We start from the raw sequence: 16,990 nt of genomic DNA, 5'->3' as shown, positions 1-16,990 counted from the left end.
CATTTTAGTTTATTTTCGAAGTTCCGATTAATTATGTAGGGTGCGAATTTTCCTGGAGAATAATTCTGGATAAGGCGCTAAGAACTTTTGCAAAGAACACAATCTTGGTGATGTATGAATCTTTTCCATTTGGCCCAGGGTGGGCTGAGTTCGGCACAAGCAGCGATGAATGTCGTTGGCAACAACTTAACCAACGGCCTGACGCCAGGATATAGCCGGCAGAGTATTATTCTGGGTGAAGCAGGAGGGAGAACCACCGGCTCTGGCTTCTTTGGTTATGGTGTTCAGGTCGATGGTGTCTTACGTGCTTACGACGGTTTTGTGAATAACCAGTTGCGTGGCGCCTACACCGAATCTTCATCTCAGGTCGGTCGTTATCAGCAGCTCACCCAGATTGATAATATGTTGGGTGACGACACCAGTAATATCTCGGTTTCTCTGAATAATATTTTCAAATCACTGGAAGAAATCAGTGCAGATCCCGCCAGCCAGGCTGCGCGTCAGGGGGCACTCTCCCAGTTCAAAGCGATTTCCTATCAGTACAATACCAACAGCAATACGCTGAACGGACTGGAAAAAAGCACCAACACGCTCATCTCGCAAAGCGTTTCGGATATCAATGCCGACGCGAAACAGCTCGCCAAACTCAATTCAGAAATCGCAAAAATTCATGCGCGTAATGGCGACCTGCCTGCTGACCTGCTCGATCAGCGCGATGCTTTGCTGGAACGTCTGAGCACGCAGGTTGGGATCAAAGTTAACGAAGACATCACCACGGGTCGTGTGGATGTAACGTTATCTAACGGGATGCAGCTGGTTAACGGCGACCGTTCTTATGAGCTGGAAGCCTCTGCGTCAGCGGAGGACCCTTCGAAAACCGTGGTGTCTTACGTCGATGCTTCCGGCAATAAAATGCTGCTTGATGAAGAAAAAATGAGCGGCGGTAAGCTGGGCGGGTTGTTCAAATTTCGTAATGAAGACCTGGTCGATGCGCGTAATCAGCTTAATCAGCTCGCATTGCAGATGGCCAATAAATTCAATGAAGTGAACAAGGCCGGTTTCGATCTGGACGGCAACGCAGGCGAAGATATTTTCAATATCGCCGATCCGACTGCGCTGGCTAACCGGGGCAATGCCGGTGATGGTTCACTGGATGTCACGTTTACCGACATCAGCAACGTGAAGGCTGAGGATTACACCCTGACCTTTGACGGAACCGACTGGCAGGTGCAAACCAAAGACGGGCGAACCATCACCCCGACCCCCGGTGCGGGCGGTGAGCTGGAGTTTGAAGGTATTTCGGTTAAACCACAGGGCACGCCGCAGGCCGGTGACAGCTTCGTGCTTAACCCGACGGCGGGTGCTGCGGGGAAACTTAGTGTGGCGATCACCAAAGGTGACGAAATTGCTGCTGCAAGTGAGGCCGGTCAGGAAGGCAACAACGAGAATATCAAAGACATGATTGCCATCAAAACCGCCACGCTTATCGGCAATGGAACATTGACTGAAGCCTACTCCAGTCTGGTCAGTTCTGTCGGTTCTTCAATGACGGCGCTGAAAGCAGACAATGAAACCACTTCTAAAGCCCAGCAAGCTATTGAGTTTGAAAAGCAGTCCAAAACGGGTGTCGATTTGCAGGAAGAGAGCGTCAAACTTCAGATGTATATGCAGTATTACCAGGCAAATGCGCAGGTGCTTCAGGCAGCTAACACTCTCTTTGATTCATTGCTGAGTCTTCGTTAACCACTATTTTGTCACCGGTAGTGTGACGACAAATTAAGGATGATTGTGATGCGTCTAAGCACTCAATACATGTTCCAGCACAATATCGACAGCCTCTCGAAGGCAATGAATACCGGCAATGATATCGCTATGCGCCTATCTGCCGGTCAGAAGTTACTGACGCCTTCTGATGATCCGTCCGGGGCCGCTCAGGCGATTATTTATCAGAATTCTTTAGCCAGTATGCAGCAGTTCGATACGGCGCGTATTTATGCCAAGAATGCACTGGAACTTGAAGATAACACGCTGAGCTCTCTGGGAAATATTTTAACCAAGAGTCTGAGTGAAAAGATTGTGGCTGGCGGAAACGGGGCTTATTCCAATGCTGACCGTCAGGCTCTGGCGACTGAGTTGCAGGGTATCCGCGACAACATGATGGATCTGGCCAATACGAAGAACAGCAGTGGTCGTTACATTTTCTCGGGTTATAACACCGCTACGCGTCCCTATCAGCCTGATGGAACTTATGTGGGCGGCGATACGCCAGCCACCCAGATTGTGGCCGACAGCACTGAAATGCAAACCGGACATCTGGGCAGCGACGTCTTTATGAGTGGGTCCGGCGATGATTTATTTGCCGCGCTGGATAAAGCCATCGCCGCCCTGAATACACCGATTAATGATGGTGATGATGCGGCCCGTCAGGCCCTGAAAGACACTCTTGATGCGGTCAATGTCTCGGTCAAAAAAGGTATCGATAATCTCGGGCGAGTTCAGGCGGAAGTGGGGACTAACCTCCAGCAAATTGATGCACTGGATATGTCCTCTGCGACTCAGCAGATCAATGTGGAATCCCGACTGCAAGAGACCGTGGGCTCTGACTACAACACTTTCATCACGTTGATTGGTCAGTCAAAAATGACGGAGTTTTCTCTGAATTCTTCAATGATGGTGTTTCAGACTATGCAGAAGATGAACATCTTCAATATGTAGGCATGGGAATTTTCCTACAAGAAGTTCAGTGAGCTATTTCTTAGCTCACTGGTCACAATAGCGGCGTTCTCTGATACGGGCATTTGATTTCTCTGATGTAAGCCTGCAGCGACAACCAGCTTCACATAAAGGGTAATTATGTTTAAGAATTTAAAAATATCGACTGGCATTACCGGGGTTATCGCTACCCTCACGATTTTTCTGATGGTGGTGATGGCCTTCAGTTTGTTCAATGCCATGTCCTCAAAAAACAATTTTACCCGTATTACGAATTCAACCGAAAACATCGATACCATGCGAGGCGCGGCCTTTAACCTCAACGGTGGGCTGGCATATGTGAACGCTCTGATGCTTCAGACCAGCCTGAACCGGAAAGTCGATCCGGAAGCGATCAATACCGCCCGCGATATCTTCGTCAAAGCGCAGGCGAATATGAAAACGTTTATGGTAACGCCGTTTAATACCGAAGAAGAGAAGCAGGCAGCCGTTGACCTTAATAAGCAGTTCGACCATGTGCTCAGCTTAGCGCAGGCGAAACTGGACTACATTTCTGATCCCGTCAGCTCTCCTGATAACCTCGAAAGTGAATCACATGAGCGGAATTTGCTCCGGGATAAAATTGACGCTTACAGCGATATCACCAGTGGGCTGAATGACCAGTATGTCAGCGGAGCAGAAAAAAATTATTACGAGATGATCGTGATGACCATTGTGGTTGTCTCCGCTTCGGTGATCATGACATTGATGATCCGCATCTGGCTGCGCCGGGCGTTGGTGCTGCGGATGGAGCAGACATCGCAATCTATCAAAGTCATTGCTGGCGGTGACCTCACACAAAAAATTGATACCGGTAATGAAAATGAACTGGGCCTGATGCTGGTTGAGCTGGAAAAAATGCGGGTTTATCTGACACAAACCATCTCCGGCGTTCATTCAGGTGTCAATCGTATCTACACCAACGCGCAGGAAATAGCACAGGGTAACAATGACTTGTCAGCGCGTACCGAGGAGCAGGCTTCAGCATTGCAGGAAACTGCCGCCAGTATGGAAGAACTTAAAACGACCGTACGTCAGAATGCGGACAATGCCCACACCGCGCGCCAGCTGGCAGATAGTGCCAGTGCAAATGCGCGTAAAGGTGGCGATGTGATGCTCAACCTCAACGAGATTATGCAGCAGATCACCCGCAGTTCCCGTCAGATTGCCGATATCAACGGCGTGATCGACAGCATTGCTAATCAGACGAATATTCTTGCGCTGAACGCCGCAGTTGAAGCGGCCAGGGCCGGTGAACAGGGACGCGGTTTTGCGGTGGTCGCAGGCGAAGTTCGAAATCTGGCTAAGCGCAGTGCCGATGCAGCGAAAGAAATCAGCCAGTTAATCACGGTTTGTGTTGATAACATGAATACCGGTTCCCAGCAGGTGGACAACGCAGGAACGGTGATGAGTGATATCGTGGATTCGGTGACACAAGTGACCGATATCATGGGCGAAATAACCTCAGCATCTGACGAACAGAGTGCGGGAATCAATCAGATTGCCCAGGCCGTGAATGAGATGGATCAGGTTACGCAACAAAATGCAGTCATGGTTGAAGAAGCCGCGGTCGCTGCAAATAATCTGGAACTTCAGGCCGAGACGCTGGAGAAGATCGTCAGCAAATTTAAAATTAATGAGCAGTCAGCTCAGGGCCTGCAAGTTTCCGTGCGCAATAAAGCTTCCGGCCAGTTACCGGCCCTGTCCGTTAAACGCAGCGCCGAGATCAGCAAAAATACAGACGAAGGTCATTGGGAAACATTTTAAAAGGAATTTAATTTCTTATTAATATAGTTAACAAATACGCCCAATTTAGTCCCTGACGTGATGATTATTAACGTGATTAAAAAATTTAAGTGCCGGATTGCGCAATATTGTTTGGCCTTATCAGGCTATATGATCCTGTCGTGATCCCTAATAATTGTGCTCTGTCTTGTACGCTGGGAATGTAATTGTGAATGGTATTTATACCCATGATGGTGTAGTGCAAAAGGACGAATTATGGTTGAAATACCGTTATTTAGTTCGCCACGAAGCACTACGCCTGCAGGTTCGTTTACCGCCTTGCGTTGAACTGGATGATCTCATCCAGGCCGGTGCAATCGGAATGCTAACGGCTATTGATCAATTTGATCCCAAAAAAGGGATTGGAATGAGTACTTATATTACCCAACGTGTTCGCTGGGCAATGATAGATGAACTTCGTGAGCGTGACTGGGTTCCGCGAAGAGTACGTACGAATGCCAGGGAAATTTCTGCTGTTATTCAAAAGCTGGAGCAGGAAACCGGTACTGTCGCGACAGAAGCAGGTATTGCGACCAGCATGGGAATATCATTGCAAGAATATCAGCAGATGTTAGTGGATACGAACAGCAGTCAGTTTTATTCTCTCGATGAGTTGATGGAAGAAAAAAACGGTGACGTTGAACAACCCGGACTGAAGCATGAAATGCTGGATCCCTTACATGAGTTAATGAAAGGGAAGTTAACGGAAAAAATCAGTCAGGAAATTAGAGAATTACCTGAAAGAGAACAGCTTTTACTGAATTTGTATTACCAGCAAGAACTGAACATGAAAGAAGTCGGCATACTTTTGGGTATCACTGAAACCCGGGTCAGCCAGTTGCACAGTCAGGCCATTAAGCGGTTACGGGCCAGGATGGATGCTGTTAAATAAAATATTGTATATCGTAATAATAATTACAGTAATGCGAATCATTGTTAAATATCTCATTTGTAATATGAGTGACTATTACTTATGTGCAAATAATCCAGGTAGCGCTTAAAGTAATTCTTAAGGTTAAAGGGGCTTTAAAGATTGAGCTTTTAGTCGATAGTCGTTATTATATTGAAACAATGTTCCTCACCGATTCATCATTATGAAGTGGGTAGGGACGGGGTATTTAATTTCTGTTTTTACCGCAAAATTACCCGGTGGCTTTTGCGTGGAAATTTATACTCAGGATGTGGAAAATAAAGGGTGAGAAAAACTCACTATTTTTCAAGAAATTGCAATCACAAGGTGATAGTAATTATCCGATAAAGGAATGTCAGGGTTTCCGTAAAGTCTGTGCTTTCTTTATCGATTAATTTATTGATCAAAATCAAACGAATTAATTTACATCTCATCATGCCATCAGCGTGAGGATGTGGTGACGAAGAAATGAATACAGATAACATCGATGAACAGCTTCAAAGAATTCATGACATTAATCTCTCTTACCTGCTACTGGCTCAGCAATTAATCAGGGAAGACAAATTTGCTGCGGGGTTCCGTCTGGGGCTGACCGAAGCGACAATTGATACTCTGAGAGAACTTTCACTTCCGCAACTGATAAAGCTGGCTTCTACCAATCAACTCATTTGCCGCCTGCGGGTGGATAATGAAATAGTGATAGATAACCTGACGAAAGATTCCCGCATTGAAGCTTTGCAGCAAATTCATACCGGGATCATCTTATCTACCAACCTTCTTAACTCGCTCTCTGAGCAAAACCTTACCCCTACCTGATGGAAAAACGGAGTTTGTGATTATGAGTGAAAAAAGTATTTTAGAAGAGATCAAAGAAGTCCAGATTGCTATGGAACTGATTTCCTTTGGTGCCCGTATGCAGATGCTGGAGAGTGAAACCAGTTTGAGTCGCAGAAGATTATTAAGACTCTATAAAGAACTCAGGGGATGCCCGCCACCCAAAGGAATGCTGCCTTTTTCGGAAGACTGGTTCATGGCATGGGAACAGAATATTCATTCATCTATGTTCTATAATATTCATTTATATCTGCAAAAAACAGAACCTTGCCGGCCAATTGAAGCCACGGTTAAAGCTTATCGTTTATACCTGGAACAATGCCCGACGCCGCCTGGTGAAAAACAGGTTTTGGGTCTGACTCGTGCCTGGACATTATTACGGTTCATTGATTGCGGAATTATAGAACATACAGAATGCTGTATTTGCGGTGGTGGGTTTGTTGTGACATCAGAACATTCAAAAAATCCTTTTACATGTAGCTTATGCAGCCCGCCGTCACGTGCAATTAAAAAATGTAAAATACCTGAATTATCTGCGAAGCCATCTCTAAGCGCAGCGATGAGATAACTCATAAAACAAGAAACTACAACCTGGTGTCGCCAATAAGTGATACGGCCTCCCCGTATACAAAATTCATGGCTAACGAACACATGGGGCTGAACAAGATATTTAATTATTAAGGAGTACATGTGTTAGTTATTATTGGTTACCTGGTTGTTATTCTGACTGTGTTCGGTGGGTTTGTTATTACGGGTGGCCAGTTGGGCGCGTTATATCAACCCGCAGAATTATTGATTATCGGAGGCGCCGGTGTGGGCGCTTTCGTTGTGGGTAATAATGGTAAAGCGATAAAAGCCACAGCCAAAGCGATCCCTCATTTATTAAAAGGGTCGAGATATACCAAAGTGCTTTATATGGATCTGATGGCCATGATGTTTTTGTTGCTGAGTAAATCCCGGCAGAACGGCATGATGACTCTCGAGAACGATATAGAAGACCCGCATAACAGTCCTATTTTCTCTGCTTATCCCCGCTTACTGGCTGACGCCATGCTGATGAATTTTGTCATCGATTATCTGCGTCTGATGATTAGCGGCAGCATGAATGCGTTTGAAATCGAAGCGCTGATGGATGAGGAAATTGAAACCTGTGAGCATGAACACGAAGTGCCTGCACAAAGCCTGAATGTGATTGGAGATGCTTTCCCGGCTTTCGGTATCGTTGCGGCTGTCATGGGCGTAGTGAACGCACTGGCCGCGGCCGATCGCCCGGCAGCAGAGCTTGGCGAACTGATTGCACATGCGATGGTGGGTACCTTCCTTGGCATCTTACTGGCTTATGGTTTTGTTCTGCCTCTGGCTTCGCTACTGCGCCAGAAAAGCAGTGAACAAATCAAAATGCTGCAATGTATTCGCGTGACGCTCCTTTCGAGCATGAATGGTTACGCTCCGCAGATTGCCGTCGAGTTTGGTCGTAAAACGCTGTTCTCAACCGAACGACCGACCTTTGTTGAGCTGGAAGAACATGTTCGTGAGGCAAAAACGCAGTCGAAAGGCAATGCGACGGAAAGCGCATCATGAACAAAGCGCCACATTCCGTCGTCATTGTCCGTAAACGCAGGAAACATAAACATGCACATCATGGCGGGTCATGGAAAATCGCTTACGCCGATTTTATGACCGCCATGATGGCTTTTTTTCTGGTCATGTGGCTGTTGTCTTCTTCAACGCCCTTGCAGCGGGAACAGATTGCCGAATACTTCCAGATGCCGCTTAAAGTGGCGCTGTCGCAGGGTAATAAATCCAGTCTGAGTGAAAGTGTCATTCCTGGTGGTGGCGACGATTTCACGAAGCAGGACGGCGAAGTTTTCCGCCAAACCCTGAATCAACTGGATAAACAAAAGAACGCACAGAACTTGGAACGTGCGCATGACAAGCTCGAAAGCTTGATCCACAACGATCCCCGCTTAAGTGATTTCCAGTCGAACCTTCGACTGTCGCTGACTGATGATGGCTTGCTTATCCAGGTCATCGACAGCCAGGAGCGTCCGATGTTTAAAGTCGGCAGCAAAGAGCCTGAGCCCTATATGCGCGGCATTCTTCAGGCGCTGGTGCCGGTTCTCAATGATCTTCCTAACCGCATCACCCTGACCGGTCATACTGACTCTTTGCCATATGCCAACGGCGAAGCGGGGTATGGCAACTGGGAACTTTCTTCTGATCGCGCCAATGCTTCCCGTCGCACGCTGGTCGCCGCTGGTCTGACGGATAACAAGTTCCTGAGGGTGATTGGCACGGCAGACAAAATGAGCCTATCAAACCTGCGTCCGGATGATCCTATCAACAGGCGTATCAGCCTGCTGGTTCTGAGCATGCAGAAGGAGAAATCCATCCTTGATGAAGATACCGTTTTACAAAACGTCTCTGATAATCAGGCCAGTGAAAAAATTAAAGCTGAGCTGAAAATGATGTCGTCCGGGCCTGCGCCTCAGCCTGCCCCCGCCATTCCGGTTAACCCTGCACAAAGCGCTTCTCAGGTAACAGGTGATCAAAATGGACGTGAGTGACTTTTACCAGACTTTCTTTGATGAAGCTGATGAGCTGCTGGCTGATATGGAAAAGCATCTGCTGGAGCTTAATTTTAATTCGCCAGATACCGAAATGCTGAACGCCATATTCCGCGCTGCTCATTCGATTAAAGGCGGGGCGGGAACATTCGGATTTACGGTATTACAGGAAACGACGCACATCCTCGAAAACCTGCTCGATGATGCTCGACGTGGAGAATTAGGGCTAAACAGCGACATCATCAATTTGTTTTTGGAGAGCAAAGACATTATGCAAGATCAGCTTGATGCGTATAAATCCTCGCAGACACCTGATGAGGAAACTTTCCGTTATATCTGTGAAGCATTGCGTCAGATTGCTCTGGATGAAAAACAACTCAGCACACCGGCTACTGCGCTGGCAATTCCTGAAACCTCTCCTCCTGCGCCGCCTGATAACGGCGGTTTGCTGACCATTATGCTCAGCGCGATATCCGATTCTGATAAAACACTCATGGCTGAAGAACTGGCCAACCTCGGCGAGATCGTCAGTTCGCAGGCACATAATAATACGCTGGAGATACAGCTTCAGACTCAGGTCAGTGCAGATGACATTCTTGCCGTGCTGTGTTTTGTGCTAGAACCGGAGCAAATCAGGATTACGGCTGGCAACGCCACTGGCGAAACTGACCTGCCGCAGACCGCATTGGCCCCGGAAGCGCCTGCTTTAGCGCCGGTGCATAACATCACTGAACAAAAAACTCCTGAGCCGGTCGCCGTCGCGATGACCCCGGCAGTAAAACCTAAACCGGCAGCCAGGGCACAGCCCGCGGAATCAGGCAGCCTGCGGGTCGCGGTCGAGAAGGTGGATCAGATAATCAATCAGGTCGGTGAGCTCATCATCACACAAGCCATGTTGTCACAGCTTTCGGGTGTTCTGGATCCCGCCGTGCATGACACTTTGATCAGCAGCATTGTGCAGATGGAGCGCAATGCGCGCGACTTGCAGGAATCGGTCATGTCGATCCGCATGATGCCCATGGAGTATGTATTCAGCCGCTTCCCGCGTCTGGTGCATGATCTGGGCAGTAAGCTCAATAAAGAGATCGAACTGACCCTGAAGGGCGGTTCAGCCGAGCTGGATAAGAGCCTGATCGAGAGGATCATCGATCCATTAACGCATCTGGTGCGCAACAGTCTTGATCATGGCATCGAATCCATTGAAGTGCGTGAGGCCAAAGGCAAACCTGCGAAAGGAAATCTGACGTTATCGGCGGAGCATCATGGTGGCAGCATTGTCATTGAAGTGACCGACGACGGGGCGGGATTAAATCGCGAGAAGATCCTGGCGCGTGCGTATTCTCAGGGGCTCATGGTCAGTGATAACTGGAGCGATAAAGAAGTCTGGATGCTTATCTTCGCGGCAGGGTTCTCTACCGCAGAAAAAGTCACGGATGTTTCCGGGCGCGGTGTGGGTATGGATGTGGTTCGCCGAAATATTCTTGCGATGGGCGGGCACGTTGAGATCCACTCTGAGCAGGATAAAGGCACCACGATCCGCATTATTCTGCCACTGACGCTGGCCATTCTCGACGGTATGTCGGTACGTGTCGGCGACGAAATTTATGTCCTGCCACTCGGCACGGTCATGGAATCACTCAAACCTTCTGAGAAAGATTTATACCGCATGGCGGGTGATGAACAGATGCTGCTGGTAAGGGGAGAATATCTGCCTCTGGTTGAATTGCATCAGGTGTTCGACATTGACAGTGAAGCGAAACAGGCCAGTGACGGGATCGCCGTTATCCTGGAAAGCGCCGGTTGTCGTTATGCCCTGCTGGTTGATCAGCTTATCGGTCAGCATCAGGTTGTCGTAAAAAATCTCGAGCTGAATTATCGCAAAGTGCCGGGGATTTCTGCGGCCACCATTCTGGGTGACGGCAGTGTGGCACTGATCCTTGACGTCGTGGCACTGATTACGCTTTGCAAAAATAAGCGGCTCGCTGGAAAACAAAATCAACTTGTACCGACCACGTGAGGGTATTGCATGAATTTCTCAGGAAGTGAAAAACAATTCGGCCAAAATAATGTGGATCAGGAATACCTGATTTTTACGCTGGGCAAAGAAGAATACGGAATAGAGATCCTTAAAGTTCAGGAGATCCGCGGTTATGACCGGGTGACCCGTATTGCCAATTCACCGGATTTTATTGCCGGTGTGACCAATCTTCGTGGCGTGATCGTTCCGATTATTGATCTGCGGATTAAATTCCAGCTTGAATCGGCTGAGATAAATGAGCAGACCGTCACCATCGTTCTTAATCTGTGTGACCGTGTGGTGGGCATCGTGGTGGACGGCGTCTCTGATGTGCTCTCGCTGCGGACAGAGCAGATCAAACCCGCCCCTGATTTTACTACGACTCTCTCAACGCAATATCTGCTCGGTTTAGGTTCTCTCGATGAACGTATGCTGATCCTTGTTGATATAGAAAAGCTGCTCAACAGCGATGAAATGCAAATCGTTGAAAGACTGGCTGAAGCTGAATTCGAATAAGGCTGAATATCCTCATTTCTTTGTTGATCTCCATTTAAAAATTTTAGGGAACGCTATTTTGCTATCTTTTATGAGTATTAAAAAGATGGTGCAATTACATCTTTATGTCATTGCATTTTCATTTCTGGTGCTTGCCGGATTGAGCTTACGGATCTCAGGCATATCCAGCAGTAATTTCGACGACTCTATTCAGTTACATTCCCGCGTCGCCGTATTAGATGAAGCCATGTACAAATTAATGGTGATCCGTGGCGACGTTTTATTTTTAAAAGTTTCCACATTGACGCAACAAGATCCGGGGCCGGAATGGATGGCGTCGATCCAAAAGGATAATCAGGAAATACGCCGTAATATTACTGAGTGGGTAAAAACGCCAAAATCTTCGGTCGAGATCCAGACAGTATCTGAAAAAACCGGCGTTCTTTTAAACCGGGTTCTGGATAACTACTTGGGTTTTGCGAGCAATTTAGATAATAACGCTTCAATCATTGATGAAACTGACGAGCTGCTGCTTCAGCTTGAAGCGCTGACTGGAGAATATTTACGAACCAGCGCAGCAGTAATGGATGAATATCAGGACCGTGCCGGTTTCCTGCATGATGTTTTGTGGGCGACACTGGCCTGTCTGGTCGCGCTGTTCGTCCTGGTCTATTTGTCACTTACCCGCTACATCACGCGTATGATCCTCAATCGTCTGTCTGAAGCCACCGACGTCTTCTCGCAAATCAGTCAGGGTGAGCTGGCCAAAAAAGTGCCGGAGTATGGCCGTAACGAAATGGGCAAACTCTTCAGTGGCATTGAAACCATGCGCACTGCGCTGGTGGAAATGATTGGTGGAGTGAAAAGTGTGGCGGTGAACATTCGCCACAACGCGATTGAGATTGCCGACGGCAACAATAACCTTTCTGCCCGCACCGAAGAGCAGGCCAGCGCTCTGCAACAGACGGCGGCCAGCATGGAGCAGATCAAAACTACGGTAGAGAATAATACCGCGCATGCCCGTGAGGCCAACCGTCTGGCGACGGAAGCGAAAATCATGGCCGACGACGGGTCTGTCATCATGGTGGATGTGGTCCGTTCAATGGATCAAATCGCCGGCAATGCCACCCAGATTGCCAACATTATTAAAGTGATTGACGGTATTGCCAGTCAGACCAATATTCTGGCGCTGAATGCCGCGGTGGAAGCCGCACGTGCCGGTGAGCAGGGGCGTGGATTTGCCGTGGTAGCCAGTGAAGTACGTAACCTTGCGCAGCGCAGCGCGGATGCCTCGAAAGAAATTCGTGGTCTTATCGAGCTTTCCGTTGAGGATACCGAAGCGGGCAGTAAACGTGTCGATCATGCAAAAAATACCATCACCGGCATTGTCGATATGGTCAGCAAAGTCAGTGGAATTATGCAGGATATTACCCAGGCTTCTGAAGAGCAGAATATGGGGATCCAGCAGGTGTCGGTGGCGATCAATCAGATGGATGTGGTGACACAGCAGAACTCGGCGCTGGTGGAAGAATCGGCGGCCATTACCGCGGTAATGGACGAACAAACCACGCAGCTGGAAAGCATGGTGGCTGTTTTTCACATTGAAGCAGACCCTCAGACTGCGTAAGTCAGTGCGCTGAAAAGTCAGTCAGTATGAGTTATAAAAAGCGGCAGATTATTCTGCCGCTTTTTTATTGCTGATGATCCCTGAGCCAGAGCTGTTTCTTCTCTTTTACCAGCGCAAGAATCTCCAGCGTTTTCTGTTCATCGAGTGTCAGATCAAAGGTAAAACAGCCGTTCATCTCTTTCACCCAGGAGAACAGGTTAGGCATATCCCACCAGGCAATGTCGATCAGGGCTTCACGTACCTTCTCTGAAAAGCGGAAGCGGACGAGTTTTGCCGGGCTGCCGGCATAAATACCGTAAGGTTCTGAGCGGAAATTCGGTGGCAGCAGGGAACGGGCACCGATCACAACGCCATTCTCTATAATCCCGCCGCCCAGCATCATCATTTCATCGCCAATCCAGACATCGTTTTTGATAATGGAGTCTTGATACTGCGGGGGCGGTGCGTTTGTCAGGCCCTGTCCAAATCCGGCGAATATGGCTGTTGATAGCGTTTTCATCTCATGCTGGCCGTTAAGCAGGAATTTTAACCTCAGTCCACCGGAAACAAAACGCCCCACACGCAGGCTTTGGATCCCTGAATCGTATTTGACGATGGATCCCACTCCCAAACCGGAACCCTTACCAATATAAAATGTTCCTGTGTTCGATTCCTCATCCAGCCAGTTTCTGAAAAATTTTTGTGGGAGTGTGCTGAAAAAACCATCACGGTATTTCAGTACCTTAAACTGCCGCGACCAATGATGGTTCTTGTCATAACCGATAAAGTCATCTTCCGTTTTGATATCCATCGTTTTGGTATGTATTGCTTTGGTAGTTCTCATGTATTCCTGTTCTTATAAATCAGAGGTTTTGGGAAATTAATAATAAAAAACTCCCTGTCCGTTAAGACAGGGAGTTGGGTACGGCTCAGAGCAATTAACGCAGCAGAGACAGAACGTTCTGTGGAACCTGGTTAGCCTGTGCCAGCACGGTCACACCGGCAGACTGCAGGATGTTTGCACGGCTCATGTTGGAAACTTCAGAAGCGAAGTCCGCATCCAGGATACGTGAACGGGATTCAGACAGGTTGTTGACTGTGCTGCTCAGGTTGCTGATGACAGAATCGAAACGGTTCTGAACAGCACCCAGACCTGAACGTAAATCGGCGACCTGAGACAGGGCGTCATCAATCGCTTTCAGCTGGCCCACACCGGCCATCACGTCAGCGCCTGCTGCTGCGCCTAAAGCGAAGGTTACCGTGTCTGGAGCACCCGCGGCGCCCGGAGTGAAGGTAGGCGTCATGATGTTAGCCACTGCACTGCCGGTAGAGTCTGTACCCACTGCCACGTAGACAGTTGCACCGGTAGAGTCTTTAGTGGCATAGATTTCACCGCTGCCGCCGGTACCGAATGCAGTAGTTTTCATTGTATCGATGTCGCCGGAAGACAGTGTGACGCTCATGGTGCCGGTAGAATCAGCCACTTTTGAGCCTACGCTCATTTTAGACGCGACCTTAGTGGCATCAAAACCGTCCATGCCCAGCGTGGTAGCGTTCATCTGGTTCAGGTTGATATCGATGGTCTGGCCATCGTTAGCGCCAACCTGAATGCTCAGAGTCTGGTCCTGGCTCAGAACTTTCACGCCGTTGAACTCAGTCTGTTCAGAGATACGGTTGATCTCAGCCAGACGTGCAGTGATTTCGTCCTGAATGGATTTACGGTCAGATTCGGAGTTAGTTCCGTTCTGTGCCTGTACAGCCAGACGGCGGATGTTCTGCAGGTTGTCATTCACCTGATCCAACGCGCCTTCTGTGGTCTGCGCAATGGAGATACCGTCGTTGGCGTTACGGGAAGCCTGAGTCAGGCCGTTGATGTTAGAAGTGAAACGGTTGCTGATGGCCTGGCCAGCGGCATCATCTTTTGCGCTGTTAATACGTACGCCAGAAGACAGACGTTGAATTGCAGTGCCCAGTGAAGACTGTGATTTATTCAGGTTGTTTTGTGCGACCAGGCTCAGTGCGTTGGTATTGATAACTTGTGCCATATCTATTTCCTCAGATATTGATGTTTAAACACTGCAACGTATTGCAATTAGTGATGCGTAATTCGTTTCGCATACTAAAAACATCGGTGGTAATAGAATTCACTAAAACATTTTTTTAATTATTTTTGATTTAAATCGCTAGTTGGATAAATGGTTTTATTTGTGTGCGCAATTCATCTGATAGGATAGATTTTTATGCCCATAACACTGTGATTGACTGATAGACATCCTTAATGTAAAAACGAGTAATAACAATGTTAAATTTTTCTGAGTGAATAAAATAATACCGTTATTCTGCCAATTCGCAGAAATAATGCAATTTTTGTCGCTATTTTAACGAGTGGGAGTTTTGAGATGCGCGAATAATTACGCTCTGGTGAATTCTATTGACTGAAAAGAAGAAGGGAATGGTTTTATGCCGTCTTTAGGTTGATGTGGTTATGCCAAAAAATTAAACTTTATATCGTTATCACCGATATCTAATTAAGACGTGCAATTAAAGAAAAATATATTCTATATAGGAGAATCTAATGGCTTCGTTTTCATCGATAGGTATCGGTTCAGGTATGGATACCGGTGCAATGCTCGAGCAAATTAAGGCTGCGGAACAGATGCGCCTTAAGCCCTACACCCTGATGCAGAACACCTATAAATCAAAAATTTCTGCATGGGGTCAAATCTCCAGCTCAATGTCTGCTCTTCAGGGCAGCGTAAAAAAACTGACCAATGATGCCTTTAATACGCTGTCGGTCAGCACCAACAAAGCCTTCACCGCGAAAGCCGGTACAGGCGCCAGCGCCGACACCCACGCAGTACATATCGAACAGCTGGCCGTGGCGCATAAACTTAAAACAGACGGTAAACCAGAATCTGACGTCCCACTGGGTGAACAAAACGGCGCTACCCGCACTATCACTATTACTAACGGTGATGGCAAAGAAACCAAAGTAACGCTGGAAGACGATGAAACGTCGCTGGATCAGATTGCGAAAGCGATTAACAAAGCCGACGGCGGAGCGAAAGCTTCTGTACAGCGGACTAATGAGGGTTATCAGCTGGTGTTGAGTGCTAAAGAAACGGGCACTGACGGTGAAATGACGGTGAAAGTCGATGGCGATACCGCGCTGGGTGATATCCTCGATACCTCAAGCGGTGGCGATGACGGCAGCGGTAATGGCGATAACATGAAACTGGTCACAGCGGCGCAGAATGCCAGACTGACTGTGGATGGTATGGATTATGAACGCTCTACCAATAACATTTCAGACATCATCACCGATGTTACGCTGGAGCTGAAAGCCAAGTCGGAAACCACCGAGCCGGAACAGCTGACACTGACCCGTGATAATTCGGCTATTAAGACCAGCGTTAAAGATTTTGTAGAGAAATACAACGCGTTATTGAAGCTGACTTCAGCCGCCAGCAAGTATGTACCCAATGATACCTCGGGTCTGAAAGACGAGGATGTTGCCAATAAGAATGGTGACAGCGGCGCGCTGATGGGGGACTCCACCCTGCGTGGCATGGTCGGAGAACTGCGTACTGCGGTGAATGGTATATACGGCGATTCTGATGCAGATGTCACGGCGCTGGCTGATTTAGGGATCAAAATTGATGCCGCAACCGGTCAGATGACGCTCAATGAAACCAAACTCGATTCTGCCATTGCCGATAATCCTGACAGCATTGCTGACATGTTTATGGGGCGCGGCGAAAAAGAAGGCCTGGCGACGAAATTGAGCACCATCGTCGAAAAGTATGTCGGTGATCCGGATACTAAATCGGAAGGCATTATTAAGACCTCGACAGAGGGGCTGGATGAGCAGGTCAAAATCATGCAAACCCAGCTGGATAAAACGCAGAAACTGATCGATGCCCAGGTGGAACGTTATCGTATCCAGTTCCAAAATCTCGACAGTACGATGTCCAAAATGAACAGCCTGAGCAATCAGATGGGCAGCCTGTTAGCTTCACTTTAAT

General features: G+C 48.0%; 14 protein-coding genes. 12 read left to right on the top strand and 2 right to left on the bottom strand.

Annotation, left to right across the window (positions count from 1 at the left end):
* Positions 1 to 114: 114 nt before the first annotated feature.
* From flgK to D5398_RS19205, 11 genes are all read left to right on the top strand, one after another.
* Positions 115 to 1,743, top strand: a complete 1,629-nt coding sequence (gene flgK, locus D5398_RS19255; protein ID WP_120509060.1) for a flagellar hook-associated protein FlgK — start codon at positions 115 to 117, stop codon at positions 1,741 to 1,743.
* Positions 1,744 to 1,791: 48 nt separating this feature from the next.
* Positions 1,792 to 2,715, top strand: coding sequence for a flagellar hook-associated protein FlgL (gene flgL, locus D5398_RS19250; RefSeq protein ID WP_120509059.1), 924 nt, complete (start codon positions 1,792 to 1,794; stop codon positions 2,713 to 2,715).
* A 138-nt stretch (positions 2,716 to 2,853) separates the two neighbouring features.
* Complete coding sequence (locus D5398_RS19245) at positions 2,854 to 4,518, top strand: methyl-accepting chemotaxis protein (protein WP_120509058.1); 1,665 nt, start codon at positions 2,854 to 2,856, stop codon at positions 4,516 to 4,518.
* 187 nt (positions 4,519 to 4,705) lie between these two features.
* Positions 4,706 to 5,428: an RNA polymerase sigma factor FliA gene (locus D5398_RS19240; protein WP_120509057.1), complete on the top strand. Its 723-nt coding sequence runs from the start codon at positions 4,706 to 4,708 to the stop codon at positions 5,426 to 5,428.
* Positions 5,429 to 5,914: 486 nt separating this feature from the next.
* The gene (gene flhD / locus D5398_RS19235; protein ID WP_120509056.1) at positions 5,915 to 6,262 is read left to right on the top strand and encodes a flagellar transcriptional regulator FlhD; all 348 of its coding nucleotides are present in this window, start codon (positions 5,915 to 5,917) and stop codon (positions 6,260 to 6,262) included.
* A 22-nt stretch (positions 6,263 to 6,284) separates the two neighbouring features.
* On the top strand, positions 6,285 to 6,848 hold the full coding sequence (gene flhC, locus D5398_RS19230; protein ID WP_120509055.1) for a flagellar transcriptional regulator FlhC: 564 nt from the start codon (positions 6,285 to 6,287) through the stop codon (positions 6,846 to 6,848).
* A gap of 122 nt (positions 6,849 to 6,970) precedes the next feature.
* Complete coding sequence (motA, locus tag D5398_RS19225) at positions 6,971 to 7,861, top strand: flagellar motor stator protein MotA (RefSeq protein ID WP_120509054.1); 891 nt, start codon at positions 6,971 to 6,973, stop codon at positions 7,859 to 7,861.
* A complete protein-coding gene (motB, locus tag D5398_RS19220; RefSeq protein WP_120509053.1) occupies positions 7,858 to 8,847 on the top strand; it encodes a flagellar motor protein MotB in 990 nt (329 codons plus the stop codon). The genes motA and motB overlap by 4 nt, the downstream gene beginning before the upstream one ends.
* The gene (gene cheA / locus D5398_RS19215) at positions 8,834 to 10,864 is read left to right on the top strand and encodes a chemotaxis protein CheA (RefSeq protein ID WP_120509052.1); all 2,031 of its coding nucleotides are present in this window, start codon (positions 8,834 to 8,836) and stop codon (positions 10,862 to 10,864) included. Before motB ends, cheA begins: the two co-directional genes overlap by 14 nt.
* A gap of 9 nt (positions 10,865 to 10,873) precedes the next feature.
* Positions 10,874 to 11,380: a chemotaxis protein CheW gene (cheW, locus tag D5398_RS19210; RefSeq protein WP_120509051.1), complete on the top strand. Its 507-nt coding sequence runs from the start codon at positions 10,874 to 10,876 to the stop codon at positions 11,378 to 11,380.
* Between the two features lie 85 nt (positions 11,381 to 11,465).
* Positions 11,466 to 12,986 (top strand): methyl-accepting chemotaxis protein, encoded by a 1,521-nt coding sequence (locus tag D5398_RS19205; protein ID WP_244216802.1) that lies wholly within the window; start codon positions 11,466 to 11,468, stop codon positions 12,984 to 12,986.
* Between the two features lie 64 nt (positions 12,987 to 13,050).
* Here the strand turns inward: D5398_RS19205 and D5398_RS19200 are convergent, their stop codons facing one another.
* Both D5398_RS19200 and D5398_RS19195 read right to left on the bottom strand, forming a co-directional pair.
* Positions 13,051 to 13,809 (bottom strand): LbetaH domain-containing protein, encoded by a 759-nt coding sequence (locus tag D5398_RS19200; protein WP_208646014.1) that lies wholly within the window; start codon positions 13,807 to 13,809, stop codon positions 13,051 to 13,053.
* 94 nt (positions 13,810 to 13,903) lie between these two features.
* Positions 13,904 to 15,010 carry a FliC/FljB family flagellin gene (locus D5398_RS19195; protein ID WP_120509050.1) on the bottom strand — a complete coding sequence of 369 codons (1,107 nt, stop codon included), beginning with the start codon at positions 15,008 to 15,010 and terminating at the stop codon, positions 13,904 to 13,906.
* A gap of 530 nt (positions 15,011 to 15,540) precedes the next feature.
* Here D5398_RS19195 and fliD point away from each other — a divergent pair.
* On the top strand, positions 15,541 to 16,989 hold the full coding sequence (fliD, locus tag D5398_RS19190; protein WP_120509049.1) for a flagellar filament capping protein FliD: 1,449 nt from the start codon (positions 15,541 to 15,543) through the stop codon (positions 16,987 to 16,989).
* Position 16,990: the final 1 nt, after the last annotated feature.

The sequence above is a fragment of the Rahnella bruchi genome (assembly GCF_003614975.1).
GTDB classification, from domain to species: domain Bacteria; phylum Pseudomonadota; class Gammaproteobacteria; order Enterobacterales; family Enterobacteriaceae; genus Rahnella; species Rahnella bruchi.
The sequence above is the reverse complement of the archived record's forward strand: the minus strand, read 5'-3'. Positions and strand labels throughout refer to the sequence as shown.

Excerpts from the sequence above, each read along its gene's own strand:
- flgK (WP_120509060.1), top strand. The coding sequence starts at position 115 with ATGAATCTTTTCCATTTGGCCCAGGGTGGGCTGAGTTCGGCACAAGCA.
- flgL (WP_120509059.1), top strand. The coding sequence starts at position 1,792 with ATGCGTCTAAGCACTCAATACATGTTCCAGCACAATATCGACAGCCTC.
- D5398_RS19245 (WP_120509058.1), top strand. The coding sequence starts at position 2,854 with ATGTTTAAGAATTTAAAAATATCGACTGGCATTACCGGGGTTATCGCT.
- flhD (WP_120509056.1), top strand. The coding sequence starts at position 5,915 with ATGAATACAGATAACATCGATGAACAGCTTCAAAGAATTCATGACATT.
- flhC (WP_120509055.1), top strand. The coding sequence starts at position 6,285 with ATGAGTGAAAAAAGTATTTTAGAAGAGATCAAAGAAGTCCAGATTGCT.
- motB (WP_120509053.1), top strand. The coding sequence starts at position 7,858 with ATGAACAAAGCGCCACATTCCGTCGTCATTGTCCGTAAACGCAGGAAA.
- cheA (WP_120509052.1), top strand. The coding sequence starts at position 8,834 with ATGGACGTGAGTGACTTTTACCAGACTTTCTTTGATGAAGCTGATGAG.
- cheW (WP_120509051.1), top strand. The coding sequence starts at position 10,874 with ATGAATTTCTCAGGAAGTGAAAAACAATTCGGCCAAAATAATGTGGAT.
- D5398_RS19205 (WP_244216802.1), top strand. The coding sequence starts at position 11,466 with ATGGTGCAATTACATCTTTATGTCATTGCATTTTCATTTCTGGTGCTT.
- D5398_RS19200 (WP_208646014.1), bottom strand. The coding sequence starts at position 13,809 with ATGAGAACTACCAAAGCAATACATACCAAAACGATGGATATCAAAACG.
- D5398_RS19195 (WP_120509050.1), bottom strand. The coding sequence starts at position 15,010 with ATGGCACAAGTTATCAATACCAACGCACTGAGCCTGGTCGCACAAAAC.
- fliD (WP_120509049.1), top strand. The coding sequence starts at position 15,541 with ATGGCTTCGTTTTCATCGATAGGTATCGGTTCAGGTATGGATACCGGT.